21 protein-coding genes are annotated in these 23,444 nt (G+C 51.5%); 18 read left to right on the top strand and 3 right to left on the bottom strand.

Translation table 11 applies throughout. The features are described from left to right. Positions 1–9: 9 nt before the first annotated feature. Positions 10–546 carry a flagellar basal body-associated FliL family protein gene (locus tag AUQ41_RS07615; RefSeq protein WP_008890398.1) on the bottom strand — a complete coding sequence of 179 codons (537 nt, stop codon included), beginning with the start codon at positions 544–546 and terminating at the stop codon, positions 10–12. Between the two features lie 484 nt (positions 547–1,030). On the opposite strand from AUQ41_RS07615, the gene AUQ41_RS07610 reads away from it, so the two are divergent. The 4 genes from AUQ41_RS07610 to flgH all read left to right on the top strand — a co-directional run bounded on the left by AUQ41_RS07610 (position 1,031) and on the right by flgH (position 4,640). Continuing rightward, positions 1,031–1,789, top strand: a complete 759-nt coding sequence (locus AUQ41_RS07610) for a flagellar hook-basal body complex protein (RefSeq protein ID WP_008890399.1) — start codon at positions 1,031–1,033, stop codon at positions 1,787–1,789. A 70-nt stretch (positions 1,790–1,859) separates the two neighbouring features. Beyond that, on the top strand, positions 1,860–2,645 hold the full coding sequence (gene flgG / locus AUQ41_RS07605; protein WP_008890400.1) for a flagellar basal-body rod protein FlgG: 786 nt from the start codon (positions 1,860–1,862) through the stop codon (positions 2,643–2,645). A gap of 186 nt (positions 2,646–2,831) precedes the next feature. After that, positions 2,832–3,761: a flagellar basal body P-ring formation chaperone FlgA gene (flgA, locus tag AUQ41_RS07600; protein WP_063087509.1), complete on the top strand. Its 930-nt coding sequence runs from the start codon at positions 2,832–2,834 to the stop codon at positions 3,759–3,761. A gap of 105 nt (positions 3,762–3,866) precedes the next feature. Continuing rightward, the gene (gene flgH, locus AUQ41_RS07595) at positions 3,867–4,640 is read left to right on the top strand and encodes a flagellar basal body L-ring protein FlgH (RefSeq protein ID WP_063087507.1); all 774 of its coding nucleotides are present in this window, start codon (positions 3,867–3,869) and stop codon (positions 4,638–4,640) included. Between the two features lie 248 nt (positions 4,641–4,888). Here flgH and dksA read toward each other — a convergent pair whose 3' ends face one another. Beyond that, positions 4,889–5,305, bottom strand: a complete 417-nt coding sequence (dksA, locus tag AUQ41_RS07590; protein WP_008890403.1) for an RNA polymerase-binding protein DksA — start codon at positions 5,303–5,305, stop codon at positions 4,889–4,891. Positions 5,306–5,455: 150 nt separating this feature from the next. After that, positions 5,456–5,899, bottom strand: a complete 444-nt coding sequence (locus AUQ41_RS07585) for a flagellar assembly protein FliX (RefSeq protein ID WP_063087504.1) — start codon at positions 5,897–5,899, stop codon at positions 5,456–5,458. A 368-nt stretch (positions 5,900–6,267) separates the two neighbouring features. Between AUQ41_RS07585 and AUQ41_RS07575 the strand changes: the two genes are divergently transcribed. From AUQ41_RS07575 to AUQ41_RS07510, 14 genes are all read left to right on the top strand, one after another. Continuing rightward, positions 6,268–7,410, top strand: coding sequence for a flagellar basal body P-ring protein FlgI (locus AUQ41_RS07575; RefSeq protein ID WP_008890406.1), 1,143 nt, complete (start codon positions 6,268–6,270; stop codon positions 7,408–7,410). Positions 7,411–7,412: 2 nt separating this feature from the next. Beyond that, positions 7,413–7,757 (top strand): rod-binding protein, encoded by a 345-nt coding sequence (locus tag AUQ41_RS07570; protein ID WP_232308329.1) that lies wholly within the window; start codon positions 7,413–7,415, stop codon positions 7,755–7,757. A gap of 2 nt (positions 7,758–7,759) precedes the next feature. After that, positions 7,760–8,221 (top strand): hypothetical protein, encoded by a 462-nt coding sequence (locus AUQ41_RS07565; RefSeq protein WP_063087501.1) that lies wholly within the window; start codon positions 7,760–7,762, stop codon positions 8,219–8,221. 17 nt (positions 8,222–8,238) lie between these two features. Further along, positions 8,239–10,650: a flagellar hook-associated protein FlgK gene (gene flgK, locus AUQ41_RS07560; protein WP_063087499.1), complete on the top strand. Its 2,412-nt coding sequence runs from the start codon at positions 8,239–8,241 to the stop codon at positions 10,648–10,650. Positions 10,651–10,677: 27 nt separating this feature from the next. Further along, positions 10,678–11,907 carry a flagellin gene (locus AUQ41_RS07555; RefSeq protein ID WP_083952820.1) on the top strand — a complete coding sequence of 410 codons (1,230 nt, stop codon included), beginning with the start codon at positions 10,678–10,680 and terminating at the stop codon, positions 11,905–11,907. Between the two features lie 114 nt (positions 11,908–12,021). After that, positions 12,022–12,492, top strand: coding sequence for a flagellar assembly protein FliW (fliW, locus tag AUQ41_RS07550; RefSeq protein WP_063087495.1), 471 nt, complete (start codon positions 12,022–12,024; stop codon positions 12,490–12,492). A gap of 18 nt (positions 12,493–12,510) precedes the next feature. After that, positions 12,511–14,811 carry a tetratricopeptide repeat protein gene (locus AUQ41_RS07545; protein WP_063087493.1) on the top strand — a complete coding sequence of 767 codons (2,301 nt, stop codon included), beginning with the start codon at positions 12,511–12,513 and terminating at the stop codon, positions 14,809–14,811. A gap of 276 nt (positions 14,812–15,087) precedes the next feature. Then, positions 15,088–16,260 (top strand): flagellin, encoded by a 1,173-nt coding sequence (locus AUQ41_RS07540; RefSeq protein WP_083952821.1) that lies wholly within the window; start codon positions 15,088–15,090, stop codon positions 16,258–16,260. A 369-nt stretch (positions 16,261–16,629) separates the two neighbouring features. Next, positions 16,630–17,799: a flagellin gene (locus tag AUQ41_RS07535; RefSeq protein WP_063087489.1), complete on the top strand. Its 1,170-nt coding sequence runs from the start codon at positions 16,630–16,632 to the stop codon at positions 17,797–17,799. Between the two features lie 84 nt (positions 17,800–17,883). After that, positions 17,884–18,243: a flagellar protein FlaG gene (locus AUQ41_RS07530; RefSeq protein WP_063087487.1), complete on the top strand. Its 360-nt coding sequence runs from the start codon at positions 17,884–17,886 to the stop codon at positions 18,241–18,243. Positions 18,244–18,351: 108 nt separating this feature from the next. Further along, on the top strand, positions 18,352–20,124 hold the full coding sequence (fliD, locus tag AUQ41_RS07525) for a flagellar filament capping protein FliD (RefSeq protein ID WP_063087485.1): 1,773 nt from the start codon (positions 18,352–18,354) through the stop codon (positions 20,122–20,124). A gap of 56 nt (positions 20,125–20,180) precedes the next feature. Beyond that, positions 20,181–20,681 carry a flagellar export chaperone FliS gene (gene fliS, locus AUQ41_RS07520; RefSeq protein ID WP_063087483.1) on the top strand — a complete coding sequence of 167 codons (501 nt, stop codon included), beginning with the start codon at positions 20,181–20,183 and terminating at the stop codon, positions 20,679–20,681. 272 nt (positions 20,682–20,953) lie between these two features. Further along, positions 20,954–22,588, top strand: coding sequence for a flagellar hook-length control protein FliK (locus tag AUQ41_RS07515; protein WP_063087481.1), 1,635 nt, complete (start codon positions 20,954–20,956; stop codon positions 22,586–22,588). A 21-nt stretch (positions 22,589–22,609) separates the two neighbouring features. Further along, positions 22,610–23,401: a flagellar hook capping FlgD N-terminal domain-containing protein gene (locus AUQ41_RS07510; protein WP_063087478.1), complete on the top strand. Its 792-nt coding sequence runs from the start codon at positions 22,610–22,612 to the stop codon at positions 23,399–23,401. Positions 23,402–23,444 lie beyond the last annotated feature (43 nt).

Raw genomic sequence — 23,444 nt, 5'->3', positions numbered from 1 at the left:
GCTACAAGATTATTGTACCAGCATTTCCTTGAACAAAACGTCGTTTATTTTCGCAGGCTTGGCTGCGGCACTCACCCGGATCAAAAGTTCTTCGCGCAATCTGAACATCCCCTCTGACCCGGAAAGATCCTCTGGACGCAGTTCGCGAAGATAGACCTGAAAGTTGTCAACAATGCGCGGCATCATCTGTTCGACCTGCGGCAGCATTCCCTGATCGGCGACTTCCAGACTGACACGAATTTTAAGGTAGCTCTGCTTTCCGCCACCGGTATTCAGATTGACCAGAATTTCCGGCAAGTCGACAAAGCCGACATTTTCCGGAACGCCCGGGTCATTTTCAATCGAATCTTCGGTGATGACTTCCTCGGTCTGCTCGCCACCGCCACCGGTCAGCATGTCTATCACCGGCTGAAGCATGCCGGTGAAATACGCCGCCGCAGCGCCGCCCAGCAAAAGCAGCACAAGCAGAATGACCACGACCAGCATCTTTTTGCTTCGGCCACCGCCACCCTCGTCCATTTCGATTTCGTCGACGTCGTCACCCATCGCTTCGCGAATTCCTGCGTTTGAAGTTCTATCTTCCTGATCCAGCAAACACTGTGCCGGATTAAAAGCCATAACGCTATCACGTTAAAAATATGTTGCGTTTCGGTCTATTGGTGATTTGTCACAGCGGCAAATATTACCATCTCAGCGCCATATGTTCAGCCCGGATATGCAAAGCAATAGCCTGTCGTGGCCATCCCGGAATAAATTGCCGGATCGGAGCATCCGGCTTGTGGCGCAATTGTGAGATACCCCTGTACCACCCTGCAAACCGGACATGTTTTGCCGATCTGCCCGGCCACCCAGCAATCCTTTGCCCATCAAGGCAGTCAGCAATGGCTCTTTCAGTCAAACCACCGCAAAAAACGACCGGCAACAAATACCGAACTTAAAATTTATTATTTTAAATCAGTTACTTAATCAAACTGGCACGCAGATCGCATTCCTGATGGTCAAGTTACAGTCCTGAAAGGGAAATTCAACCATGGAAAACGTTTCATACATTGCACTGTCCCGTCAGAAGACGCTGCGCAGCATGATGAACAACCTGTCGCAGAACATGGCAAACATGAACACGACCGGTTACAAAGAGCAGCGCATGATGTTCACTGACTGGATCGCAAAGAACAAGGACGCGCCGTTCCGTGGCGAACGCGAAATCTCGCTGGTTCAGGATATCTCGCAATACAGAAATACCACTGTCGGCAACATTGAACATACAGATCGTCCGCTTGATGTGGCGCTTAGCCAGCCGGACATGTTCTTTGCCGTCGAAACGCCAACCGGTGTCCAATATACCCGTTCGGGCAACTTTTCCCTCGATCCGGGCGGCCAGTTGATCACCAATGACGGTTTTCCCGTGCTGAGTGATGCCGGTCAGCCTCTGTTCTTTAACGAGGCAGATGGCCAGATCGAGATCAAGGGCGACGGATCCATTTCCACCGATATCGGCCAGATCGGCAAACTTCAGGTGGTTACTGTTGATAACGTGCAGGAAATGATCGTCACCGGGAACACCCTTTATCGTGCGCCGGAAGATGAAAACAACGCAGATGCCGTCGAGCTTGTCGAAAACCCCGGCATTGTTCAGGGCGCGCTGGAAAAATCCAACGTCAATCCAATCAGCGCCATGACGCAGATGATTGACGTTCTTCGCACGTATCAATCGGTCAGCCGTTCTCTTGAAAGCGAGAACGAGCGTATGCGCAACATGATCAACAAACTCGGGGATGTCCGCGCCTGAACCGGCAGTGGCACCCGATAGATAACATCGAATTATAGCGCAAAATCTGCGCAATCGAAGGAGAAGACAGATGCGGTCACTTGATATCGGCGCTTTGGGCATGCAGGCTCAGTCCACCAACGTGGATGTGACCTCGCACAACATCGCCAACATGACCACCACCGGCTACAAGCGCCAACGTGCTGAATTCCAGGATCTGCTGTATCAGGATTTGCGCCGTGCAGGTTCGCCGTCCTCCGACACCGGCACGATCGTGCCAACCGGTGTTCAGGTTGGTCTTGGTGTGAAGACCGCCGCAATCGGCCGCTACATGGGTCAGGGTTCGCTGACCATGACCGAGAACGAGCTGGATATTGCCATTCAGGGCCGCGGGTATCTTCAGATCGACCTGCCCAGCGGGGAAACCGCTTATAGCCGCGATGGTACGCTTAAACTTGATGCCAACGGCGCGCTTGTTACCAAGGATGGCTTTGCGGTTCAGCCGGGTATCACGGTTCCGGCCAATGCGCGCTCGGTAACAATCAACTCCAACGGTGAAGTTTTTGCCGAGATCGATGGCCAGGTTGCCCCGCAGAACCTTGGTCAGCTTCAGCTTGCGACCTTTATCAACCCGCCGGGCCTTAACGCCCTTGGTGACAACCTGTTCCTTGAAACCGAAGCATCCGGCCAGGCCAATGTCGGCGCCCCGGGGGATGTCGGCTATGGCACGGTTCAGCAGGGATATCTTGAATCCTCGAACGTCAACGTGGTTCAGGAAATCACCAACCTGATCAAGGCGCAGCGCGCTTATGAAATGAACTCCAAATCGATCTCGACCACGGACGAGATGATGAGCGCCGTCAGCAACCTGCGATAATTTCCGGTTCTGAGAGCATTTCGTTTGCGCAAGTCGCGGTCGCATGATCTGCGAACTTGCGCAAACTGTATTTACGCGATTTATACCGTTCCGTGGTACAGTAGGCGGATGAAGATAAAGAACATAATCCTCGCGCTCGCACTGTTGTCCGCAATTGCGTCTCTGCCCCCATTGACAGAGAGCGCTTTGGCGCAATCATCGCAAGGCAACAACCTTCGCAACAATCAGCCGACCAGTTCTTCTGTCTTTCTTAAACCCGATGCCCTTGTCGAAGGTCAGTACGTGACCTTGGGTGATCTCTTTTCCGGGCTTGATCCCCAACAGCAAGATATTGCCGTTGCCCATGCGCCACAGCCGGGCAAACAAACCGTTCTTGATTATCGCTGGCTATACGGGATTGCCCAGCGCCACAATGTCGAATGGCGTCCGCGCACAACAGCCGATCAGGTCCTGATCACCCGCGCCAGCCAGGTGATTACCATGGATGAAATCCGTGAAGCGGTCGAAATTTCCCTGGTTGACTATGGTATTCAGCGTCCCTTCACGGTCGATCTCTCGAGTGACAATTTCCAGATTCATCTGCCCGTTGACGCCCGCAACAGTGTTGACGTCAGTGCCATCGAGGTCAATTCACGCACCCAGCGCTTTGTTGCCAGCGTCACAACCGGCGCCCAGACTGCCCAGCAGCGGACATATCGGATCAGCGGCAAATATTACCCGCTAACAAGCGTTCCGGTGTTGGTCGAGCCAGTATCGCGCGGTTCCGTCATCCGTTCCGATCAGGTCGAATACCGCGATTTCCGTTCCGAACGCGTTCCAAACGGAGCCATCCGGGACATCAATGATGTTATCGGCAAGGAAGTCATGCGGCCCAGCAATCCCAATGAACCCTTGATGTTCCGGGATCTGAGCAACCCCATTCTGGTCCGTCGCGGATCGCTTGTGATTATTCGCCTGGTCACCGCCAACATGTCCCTGACTGCACGCGGCAAGGCAATGGAAGACGGATCACTTGGGGATGTTATTCGCGTGGTCAACCAATCGAGCAACAAGACCATTCAGGTCGAAGTTGTGGCCGAGAACGAAGTTCGCGCCCTGCCCGCTTTGTCTCAGTAATCCACGCAGCAAAACACCACACAACCCGGCAAGCTTTTCCCCTTATACCAGCTGATAATTGGCACGGTACTTGCGTTAAGAAATGCAGGAACCCAGGAGGAATTCATGCCTACTAAAATCACCCAGATATCATGGCGGCGCATTGCGCTTGTCAGCTCGCTCATCGGAGCAACAGCATTGCTGTCAGGCTGCAACGCGATGAAACGGCTTTCCGAAGTTGGCGAACCGCCGAAACTGTCGTCAATTGATAACCCGACACAGTCAGAGGCGTATCGCCCGGTAAGTTTGCCGATGCCGGCCCCGCAGGTTGCTGAACGTAACCCGAACTCACTATGGCGTGCCGGTGCACGGTCCTTCTTCAAGGATCAACGCGCAAACCAGGTTGGCGACATCCTGACTGTGGTTGTTGAAATGGAAGACCGCGCGGCCCTTGCCAACACGACAGTGCGTTCGCGCACCAATTCCGAGGATCTCGCTGTTCCGAACCTGTTCGGCCTCGAGGCAGAAATGACCAAGGTGCTGCCCGAAACCATCGATCCGACCTCGATGCTGGATTTCGACAGCAATACCTCAAACCGGGGTGCTGGAACCCTTGATCGTAACGAAGCCATTGATTTGCGCGTTGCGGCCATCGTTATTCAGGTTCTGCCGAACGGCAACTATGTCATTCATGGCCGTCAGGAAATTCGTGTGAACAGTGAAATTCGCGAAGTTCAGATTGCCGGTGTTATTCGTGCTGCTGACATCAGCTCCGCCAACGAAGTCAACTATGACAAGATTGCTGAAGCTCGCATTTCATATGGTGGCCGCGGAACCATTTCCGATGTTCAGCAGCCACGCTATGGCAGTGAAGTTCTCGACATCATTCTGCCGTTCTAACATTTGAAAAGTCTTGTGGCTCAATCCCGTTTTCCGGGTTCCGGTTGACCACATGGCGAAGCGTTCAAAGGTCACCTTCGGGTGGCCTTTTTCGCATCAGAGCGACACAAAAACGAAAAGCCCGGCCAGAAGGCCGGGCTTTTGTGATTTTGGTTATCCCTAACCAGTAATCTCCCACCATGTCATGTCGTTGCATGACGAGGATCGGCAAAGCCGGATCCCAAGTATTTTTTTTCCACCCGGCGCGATCAATCGTCGCGACGTGTGCGCTCCATCCGTTCGTGGCGTTCCTGGGCTTCGATGCTCAGGGTCGCAATCGGACGAGCTTCAAGTCTTTTCAAGCTGATCGGCTCGTCGGTTTCTTCGCAGTAACCATAAGATCCGTCTTCAATTCGACGCAATGCAGCATCAATTTTTGAAATAAGCTTGCGCGCCCTGTCACGAGTACGAAGTTCAAGTGCCCGGTCAGTCTCTGCCGACGCGCGGTCGGTAAGATCCGGTTCCTGAAGCCCGCCATCTTGCAGGTTCGCTAATGTTTCTGAAGATTCATGCAGAAGTTCTGCCCGCCAGGTCAAAAGTTTCTGGCGGAAATATTCCCGCTGACGCGGGTTCATGAACTCTTCGTCCTCAGCAGGACGATAGTCAGGTGGTAAAGTGATAGTCATGTATGCCCTCTATACAGGACTCATCGATCGCGCGGCAATATAGAGGCCACGCGCCAACGGTGCAAGCCGATTGAACAAATAAATGCCAATCACCCCTCAAAGGCGCAGAATTCTGCGATATTTCTATGGAAAATACCTTTGATTAAACAATCAGATCAGGCCGGAAACTTCAAGTTTCGCCAACTCAACCCGGGCGCGAAGATCAATCTCGTCGAGAACAGAAGAGAGTTCGGGATCATCAATCATTTCGCGCTGCTGGTCGAGCAAACCGACCAGTTGCTGCAGGCGTGCGGGGGATAATTGGCCACTTAGCAAGCCGTCTCGCACAGCCTCAAGCTGCTCGAGCATGCTTTTTGCGCGCAACATCGCAGCCTTTTTGGGCGAATCCAGTGCATCCCCGCTTTGCTGAAGCGCAAGCAAGGCATCAAGTGCACTGACAGCCCCCGCACTTCGAACACCAGCGGCACCGCCAGCATCCCCGGAAGAGTCGAGCGAACGCATGGCGTCAGCAAAACTGCTTCCGCCAGATGTGCCGGACGATTTCTTGCGCGATGAAGTACTCGTACCGGCAGCCTTGGAACCGCTAACCTTCATGATCCGTGTCCGCTCAGTTGTTGTCGATCTGTTCAATGAACATATGCAGTGCATGGTCGGATGCATTCATCCAGCCCAAGCGGCCGGAGAATGGGCAAACACCAAACTTGCAGAAATGAGTCTCCCTCAATCATGCCAGACGCGCAACGGGAAAAAAATGCCGGGTTGGCACATCCGCCGCGACGACACAGAGGCAAAACCACCTTAAACGCGTCGTTTTCAGGGGATTTTGGCGTCACAAAGGTCGCCATCGGCAGAAAGCCTCAGTTGGCATGGTTTTCGCAAATAGCTTTGCAAACGCGGTTTACCCGATCAATCGCCTCATTTGCCGGATGCGCTGCATCCCATGTAAAAGCGGAATTAAGAGTATGATCACAGGTCTTGGCAAAATAGCACGCAATGCACTCGCAATGCTTACGCTGGGAATGCTTGCCCTGACGCAGCTTACCCCTGCACATGCACAATCACGCATCAAGGATATCGCCGACTTCGAAGGCGTGCGTGACAACATGCTGGTGGGTTATGGCCTTGTGGTTGGCTTGAATGGTACCGGCGATGATCTGGGCGATGCAGAATTTACCCGTCAAAGCATGGTCGCGATGCTTGAACGCCTCGGTATCAACGTCCGCGACCAGATCGAGGACCTTGAGTCTGATAACATCGCGGCCGTGATGGCCACCGCAACCCTGCCGCCATTTTCGCGTCAGGGGTCGCGCATTGATGTCAATATCAGCGCGATTGGCACTGCCGAGAGCCTCCAGGGCGGCACGCTGCTTGTGACCCCGATGGTCGGTGCTGATGGCGAAGTTTATGCCGTTGCCCAGGGCAATCTCGCGGTTGGCGGTTTTTCCGCTGGTGGCAATGCTGAAACCATCGTCAAAGGCGTTCCGACCTCGGCACGTATTGCCAATGGCGGCATCGTTGAACGCGAAATCGACTTTAACCTGAATTCCATGCAGGACATGTCAGTTGTCCTGCGCAACCCGGACTTCACCACTGCGCGCCGTGTTTCCGAAGCAATTAATGCCTATCTGGGTGAAGTTGCTGCACGCGCCAGCGACCCGGGTACCGTGCGGCTGAACATTCCGGAACGCTATAACCAGAATATTGTCGCCCTTCTGACCGATATCGAACAGCTTCGTGTTGAACCCGATCAGATCGCGCGTGTGGTGATTGATGAAAACACCGGCACCATCGTGATGGGTGAAAATGTCCGGATCAACCGTGTCGCGATTGCGCAGGGCAATCTGACGATCCGTGTCACCGAAACGCCGCAAGTTTCCCAACCCTCGCCCTTCTCTCAGACTGGCACAACCGAGGTTGTCGACCGCACCAATATCGAGGTCGATGAAGGCGAAGACAATCAGTTGGGCATCATGAATGGCGGTGTCAGCCTTCAGGAACTGGTTAATGGCCTCAACAGCCTTGGCGTTGGTCCGCGCGACATGATCACCATCCTTCAAGCCATCAAGACGTCTGGCGCGCTGCAGGCTGAAATCGAGGTGATGTGATGATGACCGACAGCACCGCCGCTCTGATGGCGCAGGCACAGGCCAGCGCACAATACGGCAAGCAAAACAATATCGCGGCCCGGATGGATGCACTCACAGACGGGCACATCAAGACCGAAGCACAGGCACGCAAGGGTGGCGAGGAATTTGAATCGATGTTCCTTGGCCAGATGCTCAGCCACATGTTTGCCGGCATTGAAACCAACGAAATGTTTGGCGGCGGGCATGGCGAGACGATGATGCGTTCCATGCTTGTTGATGAATACGCCAAAGAAATGTCCCGCGCAGGTGGCATCGGAATTGCAGATGCCGTTACACGCGAAATCCTCAAAGTCCAGGAGGGATGAAAATGACCACCCAAGAGCTGGTTACCGAACTTAAAAGCGTCACCTATGACCTTATGTCCCTGCTGGAACGTGAATCCAGTGAACTGCGCAGCCTGACATCTGCCGAATATGAGCAATTCCTGTCGGAAAAATCTGCCTTGGCAATGCAGTACGAGCAATTGGTCGTTAAGTTGCGCGACCGTGGCGAAGAACTCCGCACAATTTCCGAGGAAGAGCGCGACGAACTGCGAGAGCTTCAGGCAGATTTCCAAGAATTAGCCCGCCGTAACATGAATACACTTCGGGCCGCCAAGGAAACCAACGAACGTGTGGTTCAGGCCATCGTCCGTGCGGTCAATGACAAATCCAAGGAAGAGTGCACGACCTATACCCGCTCCGCCACCACCAGCAAGGCGTCGCTCGGCGGATATGGTCGCACGATCAATAAGTCCGGTGGCGCCTATAGCGTCAACGAGACGCTCTAAGGGTAGAGGCAAAGATCATGTCACTTACTCAGGCACTCAATACTGCGATTTCAGGCCTTAACACGGCGCAAGCTCGTATTGCGATCACGTCTTCGAACATCTCGAACGTCAATACCGAAGGCTATTCCAAGAAGATCGCAGGTCAGGAAACCCTGTCGCTTGACGGTATCGGAGCGGGTTCGAAAGTTGCCGATATCTATCGCAACGTCAATGAGGGCCTGGTACGGGAAATGCGCGGCGAACTGGGCAAGGCCGGTCGCGAAGAAGCCCGCTATGAATTCTTCAGGCGCATTCAGACCCTGTTTGGCACCACCCAGTCTGATGCTGCGATCAGCCAGCGCATCAACGATCTGGCAGACGCGTTTGAACAGCTTGGCGTTACCCCGGACCAGAATTCCCCGCGTGTCGAAGCCATCGAAAGCGCAATTCAGGTCATGGAATCGTTTGAGCGGCTCTCAAGCCAGCTTCAGGATCTGCGCGATGACATCGACGACCAGATCACTGATGAGGTGAATAGTGCCAACACATTGCTGACGCAGATTTCCGAGCTCAATACCGGCATTATTCGCCTGAACAACCTTGATCAGCCAACGACAGAGCTTGAAGATCAGCGCGATCAGAAGCTTAATCAGCTGTCAAAGATCATCGATATCACGACCTTCAGCCGTAGTGATGGTTCGATCGTTGTATATTCAGCAAATGGCGCGAACACGCTTCTTGACAGGTCACCGAACAAATTGACCTTTAGCCAGACAGCGGGCTTTGAACCTGGTACGGGTGGTTCGGGCGTTTCGCTTGATGGCGAAGATATTACCGATACGCTCCGCACAGGCACGCTTAAGGGCCTGTTTGAAATGCGCGATTCCGAAATTCCTGCCTTGAACGACCAGATCAACGAACTAGCAGGTGAGTTGCGGGACGCAATCAATGAAGAGCACAACAAAGGTACGGCGTTTCCTCCGCCAACGAACCTTTCGGGAACACGGATTGTTGATGGTAGCGACCCGCTAACGACGACCGGCGCCTTTCGCGTTGCGGCACTTGATCAGAACGGCGATCTCGTTGCAGCGGACAGTTGGGCAGATATTACCCTTCCAACAACCCCGGCGACCGTTCAGGGTATCGTTGACGCCATCAATGCTTCAGATGCGAGCACCTACTTGACAGCATCAATCGTGGATAATCGACTGGTTATCGAGGGTCAGAACGGCAACCGTGTCGCCATCAACGAAATGGATAGCGAGATCACTCTCAGTGATGGTCGCAAGCAAGGGATGTCGCATTATTTCGGCCTCAACGACTTCGTTGCAACGACCAAGCGCTCCGACGTCATGACATCGGCCGCACAGGAGAGCTCGACCGAAGCACTCGGCGTCACGGCAAGTTCTTTCACCGTCAGCTCCGGCACCGGCGCAATTGCAGGTGCCGGCATAACGGTGAACTATGCCGCAACAGATTCGCTTGAAGATGTTCGCGACAGCATCCGGACCGCCCTTCAGGGCGCAGGCATGAGCGCCGCTGCAGCTGCAGACACCGCTTTCATTGTCGAGGACGGAAACCGTTATCGCTTGGTTATTGAGTACGATGCAAACCTGACGATAAATGATTCGGGCACGATGTCGTCAAAAATCGGCTTCACCGAAGATCGGCCGAACCTTTCTGGCAATATGGACATCGCAGCAGCGATCAAGAATGATCCGTCACGTATTGTGCGTGGGCAAATGAATGCGGATACCTATAGTAGCTCGAATGCTATCGTCGATCCGAACGGAACAATTAACGGCCTGGGCCCAACTACGCCGCCGCCGGTCAACTATACACTGACTGTCAGTGGCGCTTTCACGGATGTCGATATTGATTATAATAGCAACACGACACTCCAAGATATTGCCGACGCTATCAACAATAGCGCAACTCTGACGGACAACGACATAACCGCCGAGATTGTGTTTGACAGTCAGGCAGGTGGCTACAAGCTAAGAGTAACTGACGCGGGGGGAGACCCGTTCTACTTCAGCGACAGCGGCCTTCCTAACGCCGATGCATTCACGACAATTGTTGGCCTCGGCATCCCCTTTGGAGTTCACGAAGGTGACAACAGCGCCGCAAATGCGATCAGCAATACTTTTGAACGCACCGACATTGACTTCGAGGCAACCGGCGGCTTGTCCGGCGAAAAAACGTCTCTAACCGATTATGCAGCAGGTATTGTTGCAACAGCCGCAACGAGAACAAAAGTTGCAGAGAGTTCCTTCGAGTTCCAAAGTAACTTGGCGACGGATCTAAACACACGAATTCAAAACGAAGCGGGGGTCAACCTCGATGAAGAAATGTCCGATTTGGTGATCTTTCAGCGTGCCTACACTGCAACAGCTAAGGTGATCACCACAGTAGATGAAATGTTTGATGCATTGCTGAATGCAGTTTAAACTGCGTTCTTGTAAAGTGAGGCTGCCATGGTAACTCGTGTCGCGACATATACTAACCACACGTTGCTTTCGGATCTCGCTCTCCGGAATGCTTCCCGTGTGACCGACCTTCAGAACCAAGCATCAAGCGGATATAAATCCCGTGATTACGCGGGAATTGCCGACAGTGCGCAGCGCCTTCTGAACTTGGAGGGTGAGTATACCCGGACCGAGCAATATCTGCGCAACACCACCCAAACCAAATTGCGCCTGCAGAGCATGGAAACAGCTGTCGATGGCATGATGACCATCGCGACAGAAATGAAAACACTGCTAATTCAAGCTGCGTCTGCAGAGCAAGCAAGTGACGTCAAAGTTCGTGCGCAAGCCACCCAGGCCCTGCAACAGGTAGCAAGCCTACTGAACATAAACCTTGACGGGCGCTATCTTTTCGCAGGTGGTCGCTCAGAAGAACCGGCTGTTGATCTTGAAAAAATGTCGGCACCCGAAAACTACATCAGCTCCAATGATAACGACCTGACCAACTCAACGACCTTGGCAGGGCTTAGCGTTACAACTGGACAGTTGACAATTGTCAGCACCGATGTTGATGGAAATAGCGTGACATCAACTGTTAACTACAATGCAGCTACCGACGATATCGATGATATTTTGACATCCATCAATAGTGTCACAACAAACGGTGCGATTGCATCATTGCGTCAGCTCGGCGATACGGGCAAGACACGTTTGAACATTGAAAATGTCGGAAACGGTTCAATTACAATTTCTGAAACTGGTGGTGGGGACCTGCTTACTGTTTTGGGAATAGAAAAGATCCCAAACCCACGGATAGACACTGATTACTACAATGGTGACCAACAAGTTTTGGAAGTTCGTGTGGACGACCAATATGACGTGTCTTATGGCATTTTGGCGGATAATCCCGCGTTTCAAAAACTGATCCAAGGCCTTAGCTTGGTCGAAGGGACTGAAAATGAGGACGCCTTGGTCGTTGCAATCGGATATATATCTGAAGCGATTGAGGAACTGCCCAATGTTCAGGGGCAGATCGGGCTTGATATTGCGAATGTCGAGCGTTTTGAGACCCGTCACCAAGACTTCAAAGTTTTTGCAGCCCAAGCCATTAGCGATATTGAAACCGTTGATGTGCCGCTCACGCTTGCGGAACTCAGCCAATATGAAACAGCTCTTCAGGCAAGTTTTATCTCGATCTCTCGAGCTGCTGATTTATCTTTGGCTAACTATTTGCGTTGATGATCCCATATAAAGATCATCTGCATTAACAGGATTGCCGATCCGAACTCATCATGAGTTAAATTATGACGAGTTGCACCAGACAGAACTCGTGACCCTCGGAGTATTGCGGGAATGGAAACCGAAAACCTCGCCGAACAAGAAACACCAGAGTCCGTCACCGTTGAGACGCGCTTTGGGGACATTGAGTTTAGTTGGGATAAAAGCATTTATATGCCAGTGGGATTGCTGGGCTTTCCGGAACATCACGTATTTGGTCTTGCCAATATTCCAAACACCTCGCTTGACCAGTTCAAGCTTTACCAAAGCCTTACGGATGCGAATTTGTCATTTTTTGTTGCTCCGTACAATTTGGAAAGTGATGTCTATAGTGAAAAAGATCTGATGGTTGCCCAGAAGAGTCTCGCTATTCCTGCTGAGGATATGGCTATTTTGATGGTGGTAACAATTCGCAGCGCACCTGGCGGTGCAGGCATTAAAATGTCTACGAATGTTCGCGCCCCGATTATTGTCGACACAGCCCGCCAGGTCGCTTGGCAACATGTTATGCACAATGACAGATATCCTGTGCAATTGGACCTCTAAATTTTAGCCAGGCACTCAATGAACAGAAGCGAACGCAGACGCAAAGAAAAACAAGCTAACTCAAAAATCTCATCATCAACCAATCGATCGACTTCGGGAGCATTACCCCCGATTTCCGAAAAATTTCAAGAGACCCTTGCTGTCGGAAAGACTTTCCATGCTCAAGGGAACTTAGCCAAAGCGCTGGAAACGTACTTTCAGATTCTGTCTGCTGAATCTGAGCAACCTACAGTACTTTATCTGGCTGGCGTTGCATTCCTACAATCTGGCCAAATCGAAAAAGCGATCCAGTTCCTGGAACGGTCTTTAACTGTTTTCCCAAACAGCGCAGAAGCAAACAATAACCTTGGTGTCGCCTACAATGCCGCTGGACGCCCCAACGACGCAGAAAGATGCTATCGCCGTGCCATTGCAATCCGCCCTGAGTACGCATCCGCCTGCAAGAATCTTGGAGCACTGCTTGCTTCAAACGGCAGACTTGACGCCGGCCTCGAATTCTACCGAAAGGCTATAAACCTAGTAGAAAACTTAGCTGATGCGCACAAAGCCATTGGCGACATTCTCTATAAACAACAGAAATATGAAGAAGCCCTGCAAAGCTACATGCAGGCAAGAACATTGCTTCCGATGGACGCAGATGTGCTAACGTCTGCCGGTTTGACCCTGCAGCTCCTCTCACGCTACCAAGAAGCATTAAAACTCCACAGTCAGGCAATTAATTTCCAACCGAACGAAGATAGACACTGGACAGCATTCAGTGACTGTGTTTCGAGCATGTCCTTTTCAGCGACAAACGACAATTTAGAAAGTTCTTTACTTAATTTACTCGAAAAGAAAGATCTATCGCCTGCGACGCTAATGTTTCCGATCATTAGTGCTTTACGGCACCGCAAAGAATTCGCACACCTTCTGGACAACCCGGACGATGTCATCAACGATGCAGATGCGTCGACAAAAGCTCTTGCTGCTATTACAGATTCAAAACTGTTTATTGCGCTGATGGCACGGGTTCCAATTGCCGATTTGAGAATTGAACGTTTATTAACAAAACTGCGTTGCAATTTACTTTCCGAAGTACTTGATCAAGGTGTAAATAATGAGCAACACTTAGTCGCACTCGCATCCATCGCGCAGCAATGTTTCATCAATGAATACGCGTACCCTGTTACTGAGCAAGAGCACACAGCCGTTGCAGAAATAAAGAAGTCTGCTGAATCTGCCGCCGACAGGGGGGAGAAAATCAGGAAAGACTTGTGGCTGATCGTTGGTTGTTACGAGGCCCTCAAAGACTTATCTTGGAAAAACCACATTGAGCGCCCAACAGGCGAAGACTCTGCTCTCAGGGTCTATGAACTGCAGATTTCCGCTCCTGAAACTGAGAAATTACTCAGTAAATCAATACCTCAACTGACAGAAATCCACGACGCGACCTCTCAGGAAGTTCGCGCACAATACGAGGAAAATCCTTATCCTCGTTGGATACACACTACACGACTAACATCAAAGCCCGTTCGCGAAGTGCTGTGCGCTCCGCCGCTATCTTTCGATCTTGGCGATTATGAGGAGCCTAGACATATTGATGCATTGGTTGCTGGATGTGGAACTGGGCAACACGCTATCCAAGCCGCAACGCGCTTTACCAACACAAAACTCACCGCTGTAGACCTGAGCCTTAGCAGCCTCTCTTATGCGAAGCGAAAAACGCAAGAAATGGGACTGGACAACATTGATTACATTCAAGGTGACATCCTTGAACTTGATCTTATAGGCAGACAGTTTGACATAATTGAGTGCGGTGGCGTGCTTCATCATATGTCTGAACCCCTAAAAGGGTGGGAGGTTCTTGTTAGACTGTTGCGGGACAACGGTTTAATGAAGATCGGCCTTTACAGCGAAAAAGGGCGCCCAGACATTGTCGCTGGTAGAAAGTTCATTAACCAAGGTGGTTATGGTGTAACTGCTTCAGAGATGCGTCGCTGCCGACAAGATATTATTTCGGCAGCAGAGCAAGGTGATCAGGATTTGATACAGCTTTGCATGCGGGGCGATTTTTACAGCCTGAGTCCCTGTCGAGATTTGATTTTTCATGTTCAGGAACATCGCTTCACAATTCCTGAAATATCAAGGGCACTTAAAATTCTTGGACTCGAGTTTATCGGCTTTGAAACACCGACACCTCAGACACTGGTGCAGTTCCGGAAAGAAAATCCGTCTTGCCCGAAAGGCAATGAACTTCAGCGCTGGCATAAGTTTGAGGAGAGGTTTCCCGATACCTTCCGAGGCATGTATCAATTCTGGTGTCGAAAAGCGACCCGGTAAATTTTGCCCGTCAGACTATCAAGCCAAGCAGTATGCTTGGCCTTCTCGACGAACCCAGTTAGGTTGACGATACCAAATACTCTTGAAAACTGAGCCTGGTCGGGTGAATGATGGAACTGGCACAGCTCTTGCGTTAGCTAACCCCAGATAGTACGATAGAGCTCAGGATTGCATTCTGGGCAACGGGCTTGAGCAAAGTGACCGAAGCGATATAGCCCTGCGAAGCACTGGTGAAGAGTGAAAAATCACCGCACCCAAACAACGTAGGATAGAAAAATGGCTCTTAATATCATTTCCAACTATGCTGCTAACGTTGCTCATCGCAACCTAAGCAATTCTGACACTATGGCGACGCGCTCGCTCGCAAAGCTTTCCTCGGGTACCCGGGTTGTGTCAGCACGTGACGACGCCGCCTCTATGGCCATTGGCGCAAGACTGAGCTCCCAAGTGGAAGCTCTAAAGACTGCAACGGTTAACGTTGGTCAGGCAAACTCGATGTTGCAGATTGCTGATGGCGGCATGGCCACCATTAATGACATCCTGACGCGCATGAAGACTCTTGCGGTTCAGGCCTCCTCAGACAACCTGTCTTCCACGGAACGAGGCTTCCTCGACGACGAATTCCAGGCTCTCGATGAGGAAATCAACCGTGTTGCAGACTCTACCACTTTCAACGGCGTCCGGTTGCTCTCAGGTCAAACCACCTTTGGCGTCGACCCTGCCGCAGTAGGCACCAACATTGAGGCGGCCGACGGTATTGCTGCTTTCTCGATCGACAGCGACGGCGGTCTTGTTGCTGGCGATACGATCTCGATTACCTTTGACAACGCCACCAACACGATGACGTTGACAAACACCAACCAAGCAAACTTCTCTCAGTCCATTGATCTTGATGACATCGGCGTAACAGCCTTAACCGGTTCGCAAACCGCGGATGTAGAGTTTGGGGCGCTCGGAATTACAATTACGCTAAACTCGGCCTTTGCGTTTGGTACAGACATCACTGCTAACAACACCTTTGACGTTGCAACCCAAACCGGCCCGGCATCTCTTACCTATCAAATCGGGTCTGGCAATAACGCTGCCGTTGACCGCTTGACGTTTAACCTGACATCTGTCAGCTCGGCAGCTCTTGGTGTCGGAGCCCTGCAGGTTAATACTCTTGCTAACGCTCAGGCTGCTATCGCCGGCGTTGATGCTGCAATTGATACCCTTCAAACTGCGCGTTCTTCTGTGGGTGTAGGCCAGAACCGCCTGGACTTTGCGGCGAAAAACCTTGCATCTTCTCAAGAAAACAACGAAGCGGCACGCTCAACCCTGCTTGACCTTGATGTCGCAGCAGAAATGACCCAATTCACATCAAAACAGATTCTGGTGCAATCGGGTGTTGCCATGCTCGCGCAGGCGAACCAGATGCCTCAGAACCTTTTGCGTCTTCTGCAGGGTTAAGACTACAGCTATATTAAGACGTCTATTAAGAAGGGGCCCGTCAGTCGGGCCCTTCTTTTTTCAACACCTTCGAAACCATAAGCCAGCAGCGAGAATCGATTCGGGTAGCGCGCAAGAATCCGAGATTTCGGTTACTTTCCAAACCGATATACTCGTGCCCGATCTCAGTAGCATAGTGCTGCGCCCGCGCTAACCATTTGAATTTACGAGTTAATTTAATATTCATTTTTTTCTAGACAACAAAACCATACGTAGGTATATTTTGAGATATCTTCCGGTGACCAAGAAGGTCTTGAAGGAAGTTCTGGCAAGACGCCAGTACGCGAGGAGCATGACGCTTTCTCGATTTATCCATGTAGGAGAAATAAAATGGCTCTCAATATCATTTCCAACTACGCTGCTAACGTTGCACATCGTAACCTGAGCAATTCTGACGCGATGGCGACTCGTTCGCTTGCAAAACTTTCCTCTGGTACCCGCGTTGTTTCCGCACGTGACGATGCTGCATCCATGGCAATTGGTGCACGTCTGAACTCGCAGGTTGAAGCGCTGAAAACCGCGACGGTTAACGTTGGCCAGGCAAACTCCATGCTTCAGATCGCTGATGGCGGCATGTCGACCATTAACGACGTTCTGACCCGTATGAAGACTCTGGCTGTTCAGGCTTCGTCTGACAACTTGTCTGCGACTGAACGTGGCTTCCTGGATGACGAATTCCAAGCCCTCGATTCAGAGATTTCTCGTGTTGCAGCCTCTACGACCTTCAACGGCGTTCAGCTCCTGTCTGGTCAGACTACCTTTGGCGTTGACCCGGCAGCAGTTGGCACGAACATTGAAGCTGCTGATGGCTTTGCAGCGTACTCGATCGACAGTGATGGCGGCCTCGTAGCAGCCGACACCATCTCGATCACCTTCGACAACGCCACCAATACGATGACGTTGACAAACACCAACCAGGCTAACTTCTCTCAGTCTGTAGACCTTGACGACCTGGGCATCACTGCATTGACCGGCTCGCAAACCGCAGACGTCGAGTTTGGCTCGCTTGGTATCACAATCACGCTGAACTCTGCCTTTGCTTTCGGCACCGATATCACCGCCAACAACACCTTTGATGTTGCGACCCAGACTGGTCCGGCTTCGCTGACGTTCCAGATTGGCTCGGGTAACAACGCTGCAGTTGACCGTTTGAGCTTCAACCTGACTGCCGTAAGTTCCGCCGCACTTGGCGTTGGCGCCCTTCAGGTAAACACTCTTGCGAACGCTCAGGCCGCAGTTGCTGGTATTGATACCGCGATTGACTCCCTGCAGACAGCTCGTGCGAACGTTGGTGTCGGTCAGAACCGTCTTGATTTCGCGGCCAAGAACTTGGCTTCCTCACAGGAAAACAACGAGGCAGCTCGTTCTACCCTGATGGATCTTGATGTTGCAGCGGAAATGACGAAGTTCACTTCCAAACAGATCTTGGTACAGTCTGGTGTAGCAATGCTTGCCCAGGCGAACCAGATGCCGCAGAACCTTCTGCGTCTCCTGCAGTAATCCGGATATCCGAAGCGGGATGAAGGTTAATCCTTCATCCCGTGTCCGGATTAACCTTTGTCAGTTTTGGCACAGGAGGGTGAGATGGAAATTACCAATACATACAAATCAAGTAATGCATTGGCTCAGAGCAGCAAGCCTTCCTCTAATGCCCCTTCTGCGCCAAAAATTATCGCTCCGAATTTACCCGAAGAGCAAGGCTCTTCCAATCGCTCCCAAGCGCTGAAGTTACAGCGAACTCTTGGCGAGCTGGATATACCAGAAATAGCAAACAACGATGCACGTGTTGAACTGAACTTTAATCAGGACACCGGTCGTGTTATTGCTAAGATTACTGATCGCGCGAGCGGAGAGGTTATCCGCGAGCTCCCTTCAAAGGAACTGCAACAGCTGTTTTCTCAGATGCGCGAATTTCTTGGCAGTATCGTGGATAAAGAGATTTAACACAGCCATCGGGTTTCACAAGGCACACTTCTTGCTTTCATAAAAGCATAAACCCAACTGAAAGTTTGTTAGTGGTTGCCGACCAAGGAAACCCAGGGAGCTAAACCGATGAGTAGCTTGAATCTAAATAATATCTATGTTGGTGAAAACGGGCGCGTTCAGCTTTCCGGTGGGTCATCCAATATTGATTTCGTCGATACCGTCGACCAGATGATAAAAGCTCGTCGAATCCCGGCCGATAATCTCGAACGCCGCGTTGAAGCTAATGATGAGAAAATTGCCGCGCTGAAAGAACTTGAAACGCTCGTTGGCAATCTGAAAGATTCTATGTCTAACCTTTACGGTGCGACAAGCTTCGATAATTCAAAGAATATCTTCGAATCCAAGCAGATTTTTGCTTCTTCCGATGGATCAGCGGCGGGTTCGTTGTTGGGTGTTACCGCATCCAACGCTGCTCAGACCGGAAGCTACAAATTCGAGATCGATCAATTAGCGAGTAGACACAAGCTCGCCAGCGATACGCAGGCAGTCGCAGCAAGTGCTGATGTTACGGGTATCACCGGAACAGGAAGCTTCACGGTTACCGGCGGTGCTGGTAGTTCTTCCATTACCGTCAACGCTGGCGACTCTCTTCAAGACATCCGTGACAAGATAAATAACGTCAAGGGCTCCACCGGCATCCAAGCCTCGGTCGTAAAAGTTTCTGATACTGAAAGCACGATCATTCTGACGTCAATTGAAGAGGGCGTCGACAACCGGATGACGCTCAGCGACGATTCCGGTTCAGTATTGCAGAACCTTGGAATTCTCTCTGGCGCTGCGACCATCAATGCTGCCAACGTCATTGATATCGGCAATAATGCGAGCATCAAGCTTGATGGCGTCACTGTAACACGCGGTACAAATGAGTTTTCGGACTTGGTGGATGGATTGACCATCAATCTTTACGATGCCGAACCTGGTACCACCATTACTATTGATATCGAACAAGACCTTAACCAAGCAAAATCGGCTATTCTGGATTTTGTTGACGCATATAACGCTGTTCAATCGTTCATCAACGAGAAAACTTATGTTGACCCGACAACGTTTGAGCCAGGCGAGGAATCCATCCTGCTGGGTAATTCTGCTGTAAAGACGATCGAGTCATCATTACAGCAACTCGCAGGAACATTCGCACAGGGCGTGACTGATCGCGTTGGTCAGGACGACTACACGCTTCTCGCAGAGATAGGTATTGCGTTTATCGGATACGGCGCGACCGAAGATCCTACTCAGGAAAAAACACTCGAGATTGATGAAACCACCTTAAATGAGGCGCTCCTTAACAATCCAAGTGAGGTGATGGAGCTGTTTCAGTTTAGAGGGACCTCTAACAATTCTGACGTCACGATGACAGGCTTTGATGGCAACACCAAAGCTGCAACTTACGACTTCAGCATTGATGCAGCAGGTGGAACAATCAATAGCGTTACATATGACATTACCGTTGATGGTGTAACAACAAGTGGGCTTACGGCGACACTTTCCGGCAATTCCGCGTTTATCACGGAAGATGGATTACGCATTTTTTATGGTGGTGACAAAAATGCCGCTGACACAGCCTCGGTAACCACGACAAATGGCGTTGGAGCGCAGATATTCTTCGAACTTGAGTCATTTCTTGACGAAGACACAGGCACACTAACGCAAGAAATTGCAGATATCGAGACACAAAACAAGTCGTCTGAGGACAAGATATCGCGTATTGACGAACGTCTTGCTCGTCAACGAGAAGTCCTTATGGATCAATTCATTGCGATGGAATCTGCACTCGCCCGCATGAAAAACATCCAGAGCTCTCTCGACGAATTGATGGCTGCTGGCAGAGAAAACGATTAACTTTCTTCTGTTAGATGTGCACAATGTAAGACGCACCGCAGATTAAGGAGTGTCGTATGAATGAGCACGCCGCCCAAGCTTACAAGCAGCAGCAGGTGAACACAGCATCTCCTGCGAAGATGGTTTTCATGCTTTATGAAAAAGTCATTGCTCGCTTGCAAGAGGCAAAACATGCAATTGACCAAAACGACATTCAGGCTCGATGCAATGCCAACTGCAATGCGCAGGAGCTTCTTGCACACTTGTCCAATACGTTGGACATGGAGCAAGGTGGCGAGATCGCAGCAAACCTGGAAAGAATATATACGCATTGCATCCTCCGCTTGATGGACGTTGATAGGCACAATGACCCTCAAGCAGCTTCCGAGGTGATTTCGTTAATGACACCTCTGCGAGACTCTTGGGCAGAACTCGCTGAAAAAAGTGACAGCGAATTGCGCCAAACTGTAAGCTCCGTAAAAAATGAGCAGGGTTCTTATTCGACGCGAGACAATTCAAGCTCTCATGAATCTGGCGAACAAGCCCCCAAGAAGTCAGGATTGTCTATATCCGCTTAACTGTTCACTTCGCTCTAATCCATAGACAGATATCAAAAAGGCCTTCGTTGCAGCGAAGGCCTTTTTCTGCGCTTAGAGCATGAAACCGACAAAATTGCTTGCCGCACACTGGTCACTTTTTTCCTTGTTCTCCCGGCTCAACGTGTCGCAAAGAATCTCACCTTTTTAAACCGGACAACCTAACCTTCTGAATTTATGTAGGAAAAGTTAACAGACAAAACTGGCCCGTGACTTGCAAATGTTCTGACACTGCTTCCATAAGGACCAAGGTCATGAACAGCTCTGCGATTACAAACAGCGTGATGCCAACTGTCTCCATTCCCGGCACAAACCCTAGCGAACGCAAGGGATCAGGCTTTGGTGATGTCATTGCATCAATCACAGACAACTGGTCTGAGCAAAGTCATCAGGTCAAATACGACGCGGCAAAATCTGCCCAGAAGAATTTCGATGATCGGCGCTCGGATAGGGCTGCCGAAAGATCCGCACGCGACGAACGCAGCATCAATGAGGCGCGTTCCGAAGATCGCCGCGAAGAAGACCCTGTCCGCGCATCACATGATGACTACGAAGATCATGATGATCATGCCAAAATCGATGATCCTAAATCCGATGAACCGCGCGACGTGGAAGCCAACTCGGAAGATGATCGCGCTGGCGAGGACATGGAAACTGCCAATGGCGGTGATCGTTCAAACGATAACGAAGCTGCACCCCAGGACGGGGAAAACACTGCTTCCGCATCCGACGAAACCACATCAGCAGAATCAGATGATACCAAGTCAGACGGGGACAGCCCCCTGACGGCCGACGCTGGCATGGTCGACCCCAACCAGCCGACACAAGCCGTTCCGCTTCCCGGATCCCCCGAAGCCATTGAATTGGCCAAGGCAGAAGCCGCCAAAATGAAGTCTGCTGGTGCTAATGGTGCAGCAAATGCCCAGAATGCAGCCCTGGCAAATGGTCAGGCAGCAACCGGTGCCGCCAATGGTAACGCCACTGCGGATAACGGCTTGATGAATTCAACTGCCCTGTCGCAGCCTGCTGCAGCGTCCTCTACCAAGATGGCTCTGAATGGTGCGGATGCGGGGACTGGTGATGAAATGTCCGCGGACAAGTTCCTTTCGCGGGTTGTCGATTCAATGACCGGTGACGGCAAAGGTAGAACCGATGCCACCGGCACCACGAACGCAGCAACCACTGGCCAGACCAATAATAGCACCCAGCAGGCTTCCGCAGCCAACCCGGCACAAACTGCCCAGGCAGCGCAGCAGGCAATGGCCGCCGCAGCAGCCGGACCGAACGCACAAAATAACCCGACCGCCGCGCAGAATGCGTCAACCAACAGTGCGGTTACCGCAACTGGTGGCACTGAGGCCACAGCAACAGCCAACGGCCAACCGGGAAGTACCAACACCCTGCATCAGACCAACACGGGTGGTCAGACCGCGCACACCGCACGTCAGGCCCCGTCACAACAGGTTCAGCAGCAGGTCGCTGTTTCGATCCGCAATGCCGCCAGCGAAGGCGTTGACAAGATCTCTGTTCAGCTTCGACCGGAACATCTTGGGCGCGTCGATGTCAAAATGGAAATCGGTCAGGATGGCCGAATTCAGGGCGTGATTCAGGCTGACACACGCGAAACACTAGACATGTTGCGTCAAGACTCACGTGCCTTGCAGCAAGCGCTGAAAGACGCCGGTCTGAATGCAGACAGTCAAAGCTTCACATTCGAACACAGGAATGAAGGTGGCCAGAGTCAGGAAGGCAACGGCCAATCCCGTATGACCGCCGATCAGGGCAGCAGCCCGGATGAAGGTGACGTCATGAGTGGAACCGAACTCGCCGAACATGTCGCCATTGGCTACGGGATTAATCCCAATGGCCTTGTCGATATCCGGATATAGAAAAGGTAGAGGGCACATCCCATGACCGTTTCATCCCTGACAAACGTTGGCCTTTCTCAGTCCAACACAAATGCTGCTTCAAGCAGCTCTGCCAGTCAGCTAGCGCAAAACTTTGATACGTTTCTGACCTTGCTGACTACGCAGCTCAAGAACCAGGATCCGACCTCGCCGATGGAAAGTGACAAATTCACCGATCAGCTGAGCCAGTTCGCCCAGGTTGAGCAAGGCATTCAGAGTAACAAGAACCTCGAAGACCTGCTCGCAATGCAGGGGCAGCAGCGTCAGCTCTCTGCGCTGTCCTATGTCGGTGCGCAAATCGAGGCCGTTGGTGACACCAACTGGCGCGAAGAAGGCGAAGAGCTCACCTACAAATACAATGTCGCGCCGGAAGTTCCCCGTATGAAACTGCAAATTCAGGATCAGAGCGGCAAAACGATCTACTCCGAAGAACTCACCGATGTTTCTGGCCTCCAGACCTTTACCTGGGATGGCAAAAACAACAATGGTGTTGAACAGGACGCAGGTGCCTACACGCTGGTTGTTCAACCGATGGCCGCAAACGGTGACACCTTCAAGGATGACAAGGGCAGACCGGCCTCTGTCGCGATTGGCATCATCGGTACTGTCGACAGTGTCGATATCGACGATACCGACATCTATCTCCGTCTTGGTGATGTCTCTGTGCCGTTCTCGACGCTTACCAACGTCAAGTTGGGCGCGAACAGCACAGATACCGGCACTGACAATACCGATAATACAGAAACGAATACCGGGGATAACTCCGGATCTGAACAGCAGGAAGAAGCCGCCTAGGGCATTCATCCGGATTTGATCAACACCCTGTGAAACAGGAGAA

The organism is Thalassospira sp. MCCC 1A02898, from assembly GCF_001618185.1.
GTDB lineage: Bacteria > Pseudomonadota > Alphaproteobacteria > Rhodospirillales > Thalassospiraceae > Thalassospira > Thalassospira tepidiphila.
This window is presented reverse-complemented; position numbering and strand designations above follow the sequence as displayed.

What these genes read in the sequence shown, in the direction of transcription:
- AUQ41_RS07615 (WP_008890398.1), bottom strand. Translation starts at nt 546, where the DNA reads ATGGGTGACGACGTCGACGAAATCGAAATGGACGAGGGTGGCGGTGGC.
- AUQ41_RS07610 (WP_008890399.1), top strand. Translation starts at nt 1,031, where the DNA reads ATGGAAAACGTTTCATACATTGCACTGTCCCGTCAGAAGACGCTGCGC.
- flgG (WP_008890400.1), top strand. Translation starts at nt 1,860, where the DNA reads ATGCGGTCACTTGATATCGGCGCTTTGGGCATGCAGGCTCAGTCCACC.
- flgH (WP_063087507.1), top strand. Translation starts at nt 3,867, where the DNA reads ATGCCTACTAAAATCACCCAGATATCATGGCGGCGCATTGCGCTTGTC.
- dksA (WP_008890403.1), bottom strand. Translation starts at nt 5,305, where the DNA reads ATGACTATCACTTTACCACCTGACTATCGTCCTGCTGAGGACGAAGAG.
- AUQ41_RS07585 (WP_063087504.1), bottom strand. Translation starts at nt 5,899, where the DNA reads ATGAAGGTTAGCGGTTCCAAGGCTGCCGGTACGAGTACTTCATCGCGC.
- AUQ41_RS07575 (WP_008890406.1), top strand. Translation starts at nt 6,268, where the DNA reads ATGATCACAGGTCTTGGCAAAATAGCACGCAATGCACTCGCAATGCTT.
- AUQ41_RS07570 (WP_232308329.1), top strand. Translation starts at nt 7,413, where the DNA reads ATGACCGACAGCACCGCCGCTCTGATGGCGCAGGCACAGGCCAGCGCA.
- AUQ41_RS07565 (WP_063087501.1), top strand. Translation starts at nt 7,760, where the DNA reads ATGACCACCCAAGAGCTGGTTACCGAACTTAAAAGCGTCACCTATGAC.
- flgK (WP_063087499.1), top strand. Translation starts at nt 8,239, where the DNA reads ATGTCACTTACTCAGGCACTCAATACTGCGATTTCAGGCCTTAACACG.
- AUQ41_RS07555 (WP_083952820.1), top strand. Translation starts at nt 10,678, where the DNA reads ATGGTAACTCGTGTCGCGACATATACTAACCACACGTTGCTTTCGGAT.
- fliW (WP_063087495.1), top strand. Translation starts at nt 12,022, where the DNA reads ATGGAAACCGAAAACCTCGCCGAACAAGAAACACCAGAGTCCGTCACC.
- AUQ41_RS07545 (WP_063087493.1), top strand. Translation starts at nt 12,511, where the DNA reads ATGAACAGAAGCGAACGCAGACGCAAAGAAAAACAAGCTAACTCAAAA.
- AUQ41_RS07540 (WP_083952821.1), top strand. Translation starts at nt 15,088, where the DNA reads ATGGCTCTTAATATCATTTCCAACTATGCTGCTAACGTTGCTCATCGC.
- AUQ41_RS07535 (WP_063087489.1), top strand. Translation starts at nt 16,630, where the DNA reads ATGGCTCTCAATATCATTTCCAACTACGCTGCTAACGTTGCACATCGT.
- AUQ41_RS07530 (WP_063087487.1), top strand. Translation starts at nt 17,884, where the DNA reads ATGGAAATTACCAATACATACAAATCAAGTAATGCATTGGCTCAGAGC.
- fliD (WP_063087485.1), top strand. Translation starts at nt 18,352, where the DNA reads ATGAGTAGCTTGAATCTAAATAATATCTATGTTGGTGAAAACGGGCGC.
- fliS (WP_063087483.1), top strand. Translation starts at nt 20,181, where the DNA reads ATGAATGAGCACGCCGCCCAAGCTTACAAGCAGCAGCAGGTGAACACA.
- AUQ41_RS07515 (WP_063087481.1), top strand. Translation starts at nt 20,954, where the DNA reads ATGAACAGCTCTGCGATTACAAACAGCGTGATGCCAACTGTCTCCATT.
- AUQ41_RS07510 (WP_063087478.1), top strand. Translation starts at nt 22,610, where the DNA reads ATGACCGTTTCATCCCTGACAAACGTTGGCCTTTCTCAGTCCAACACA.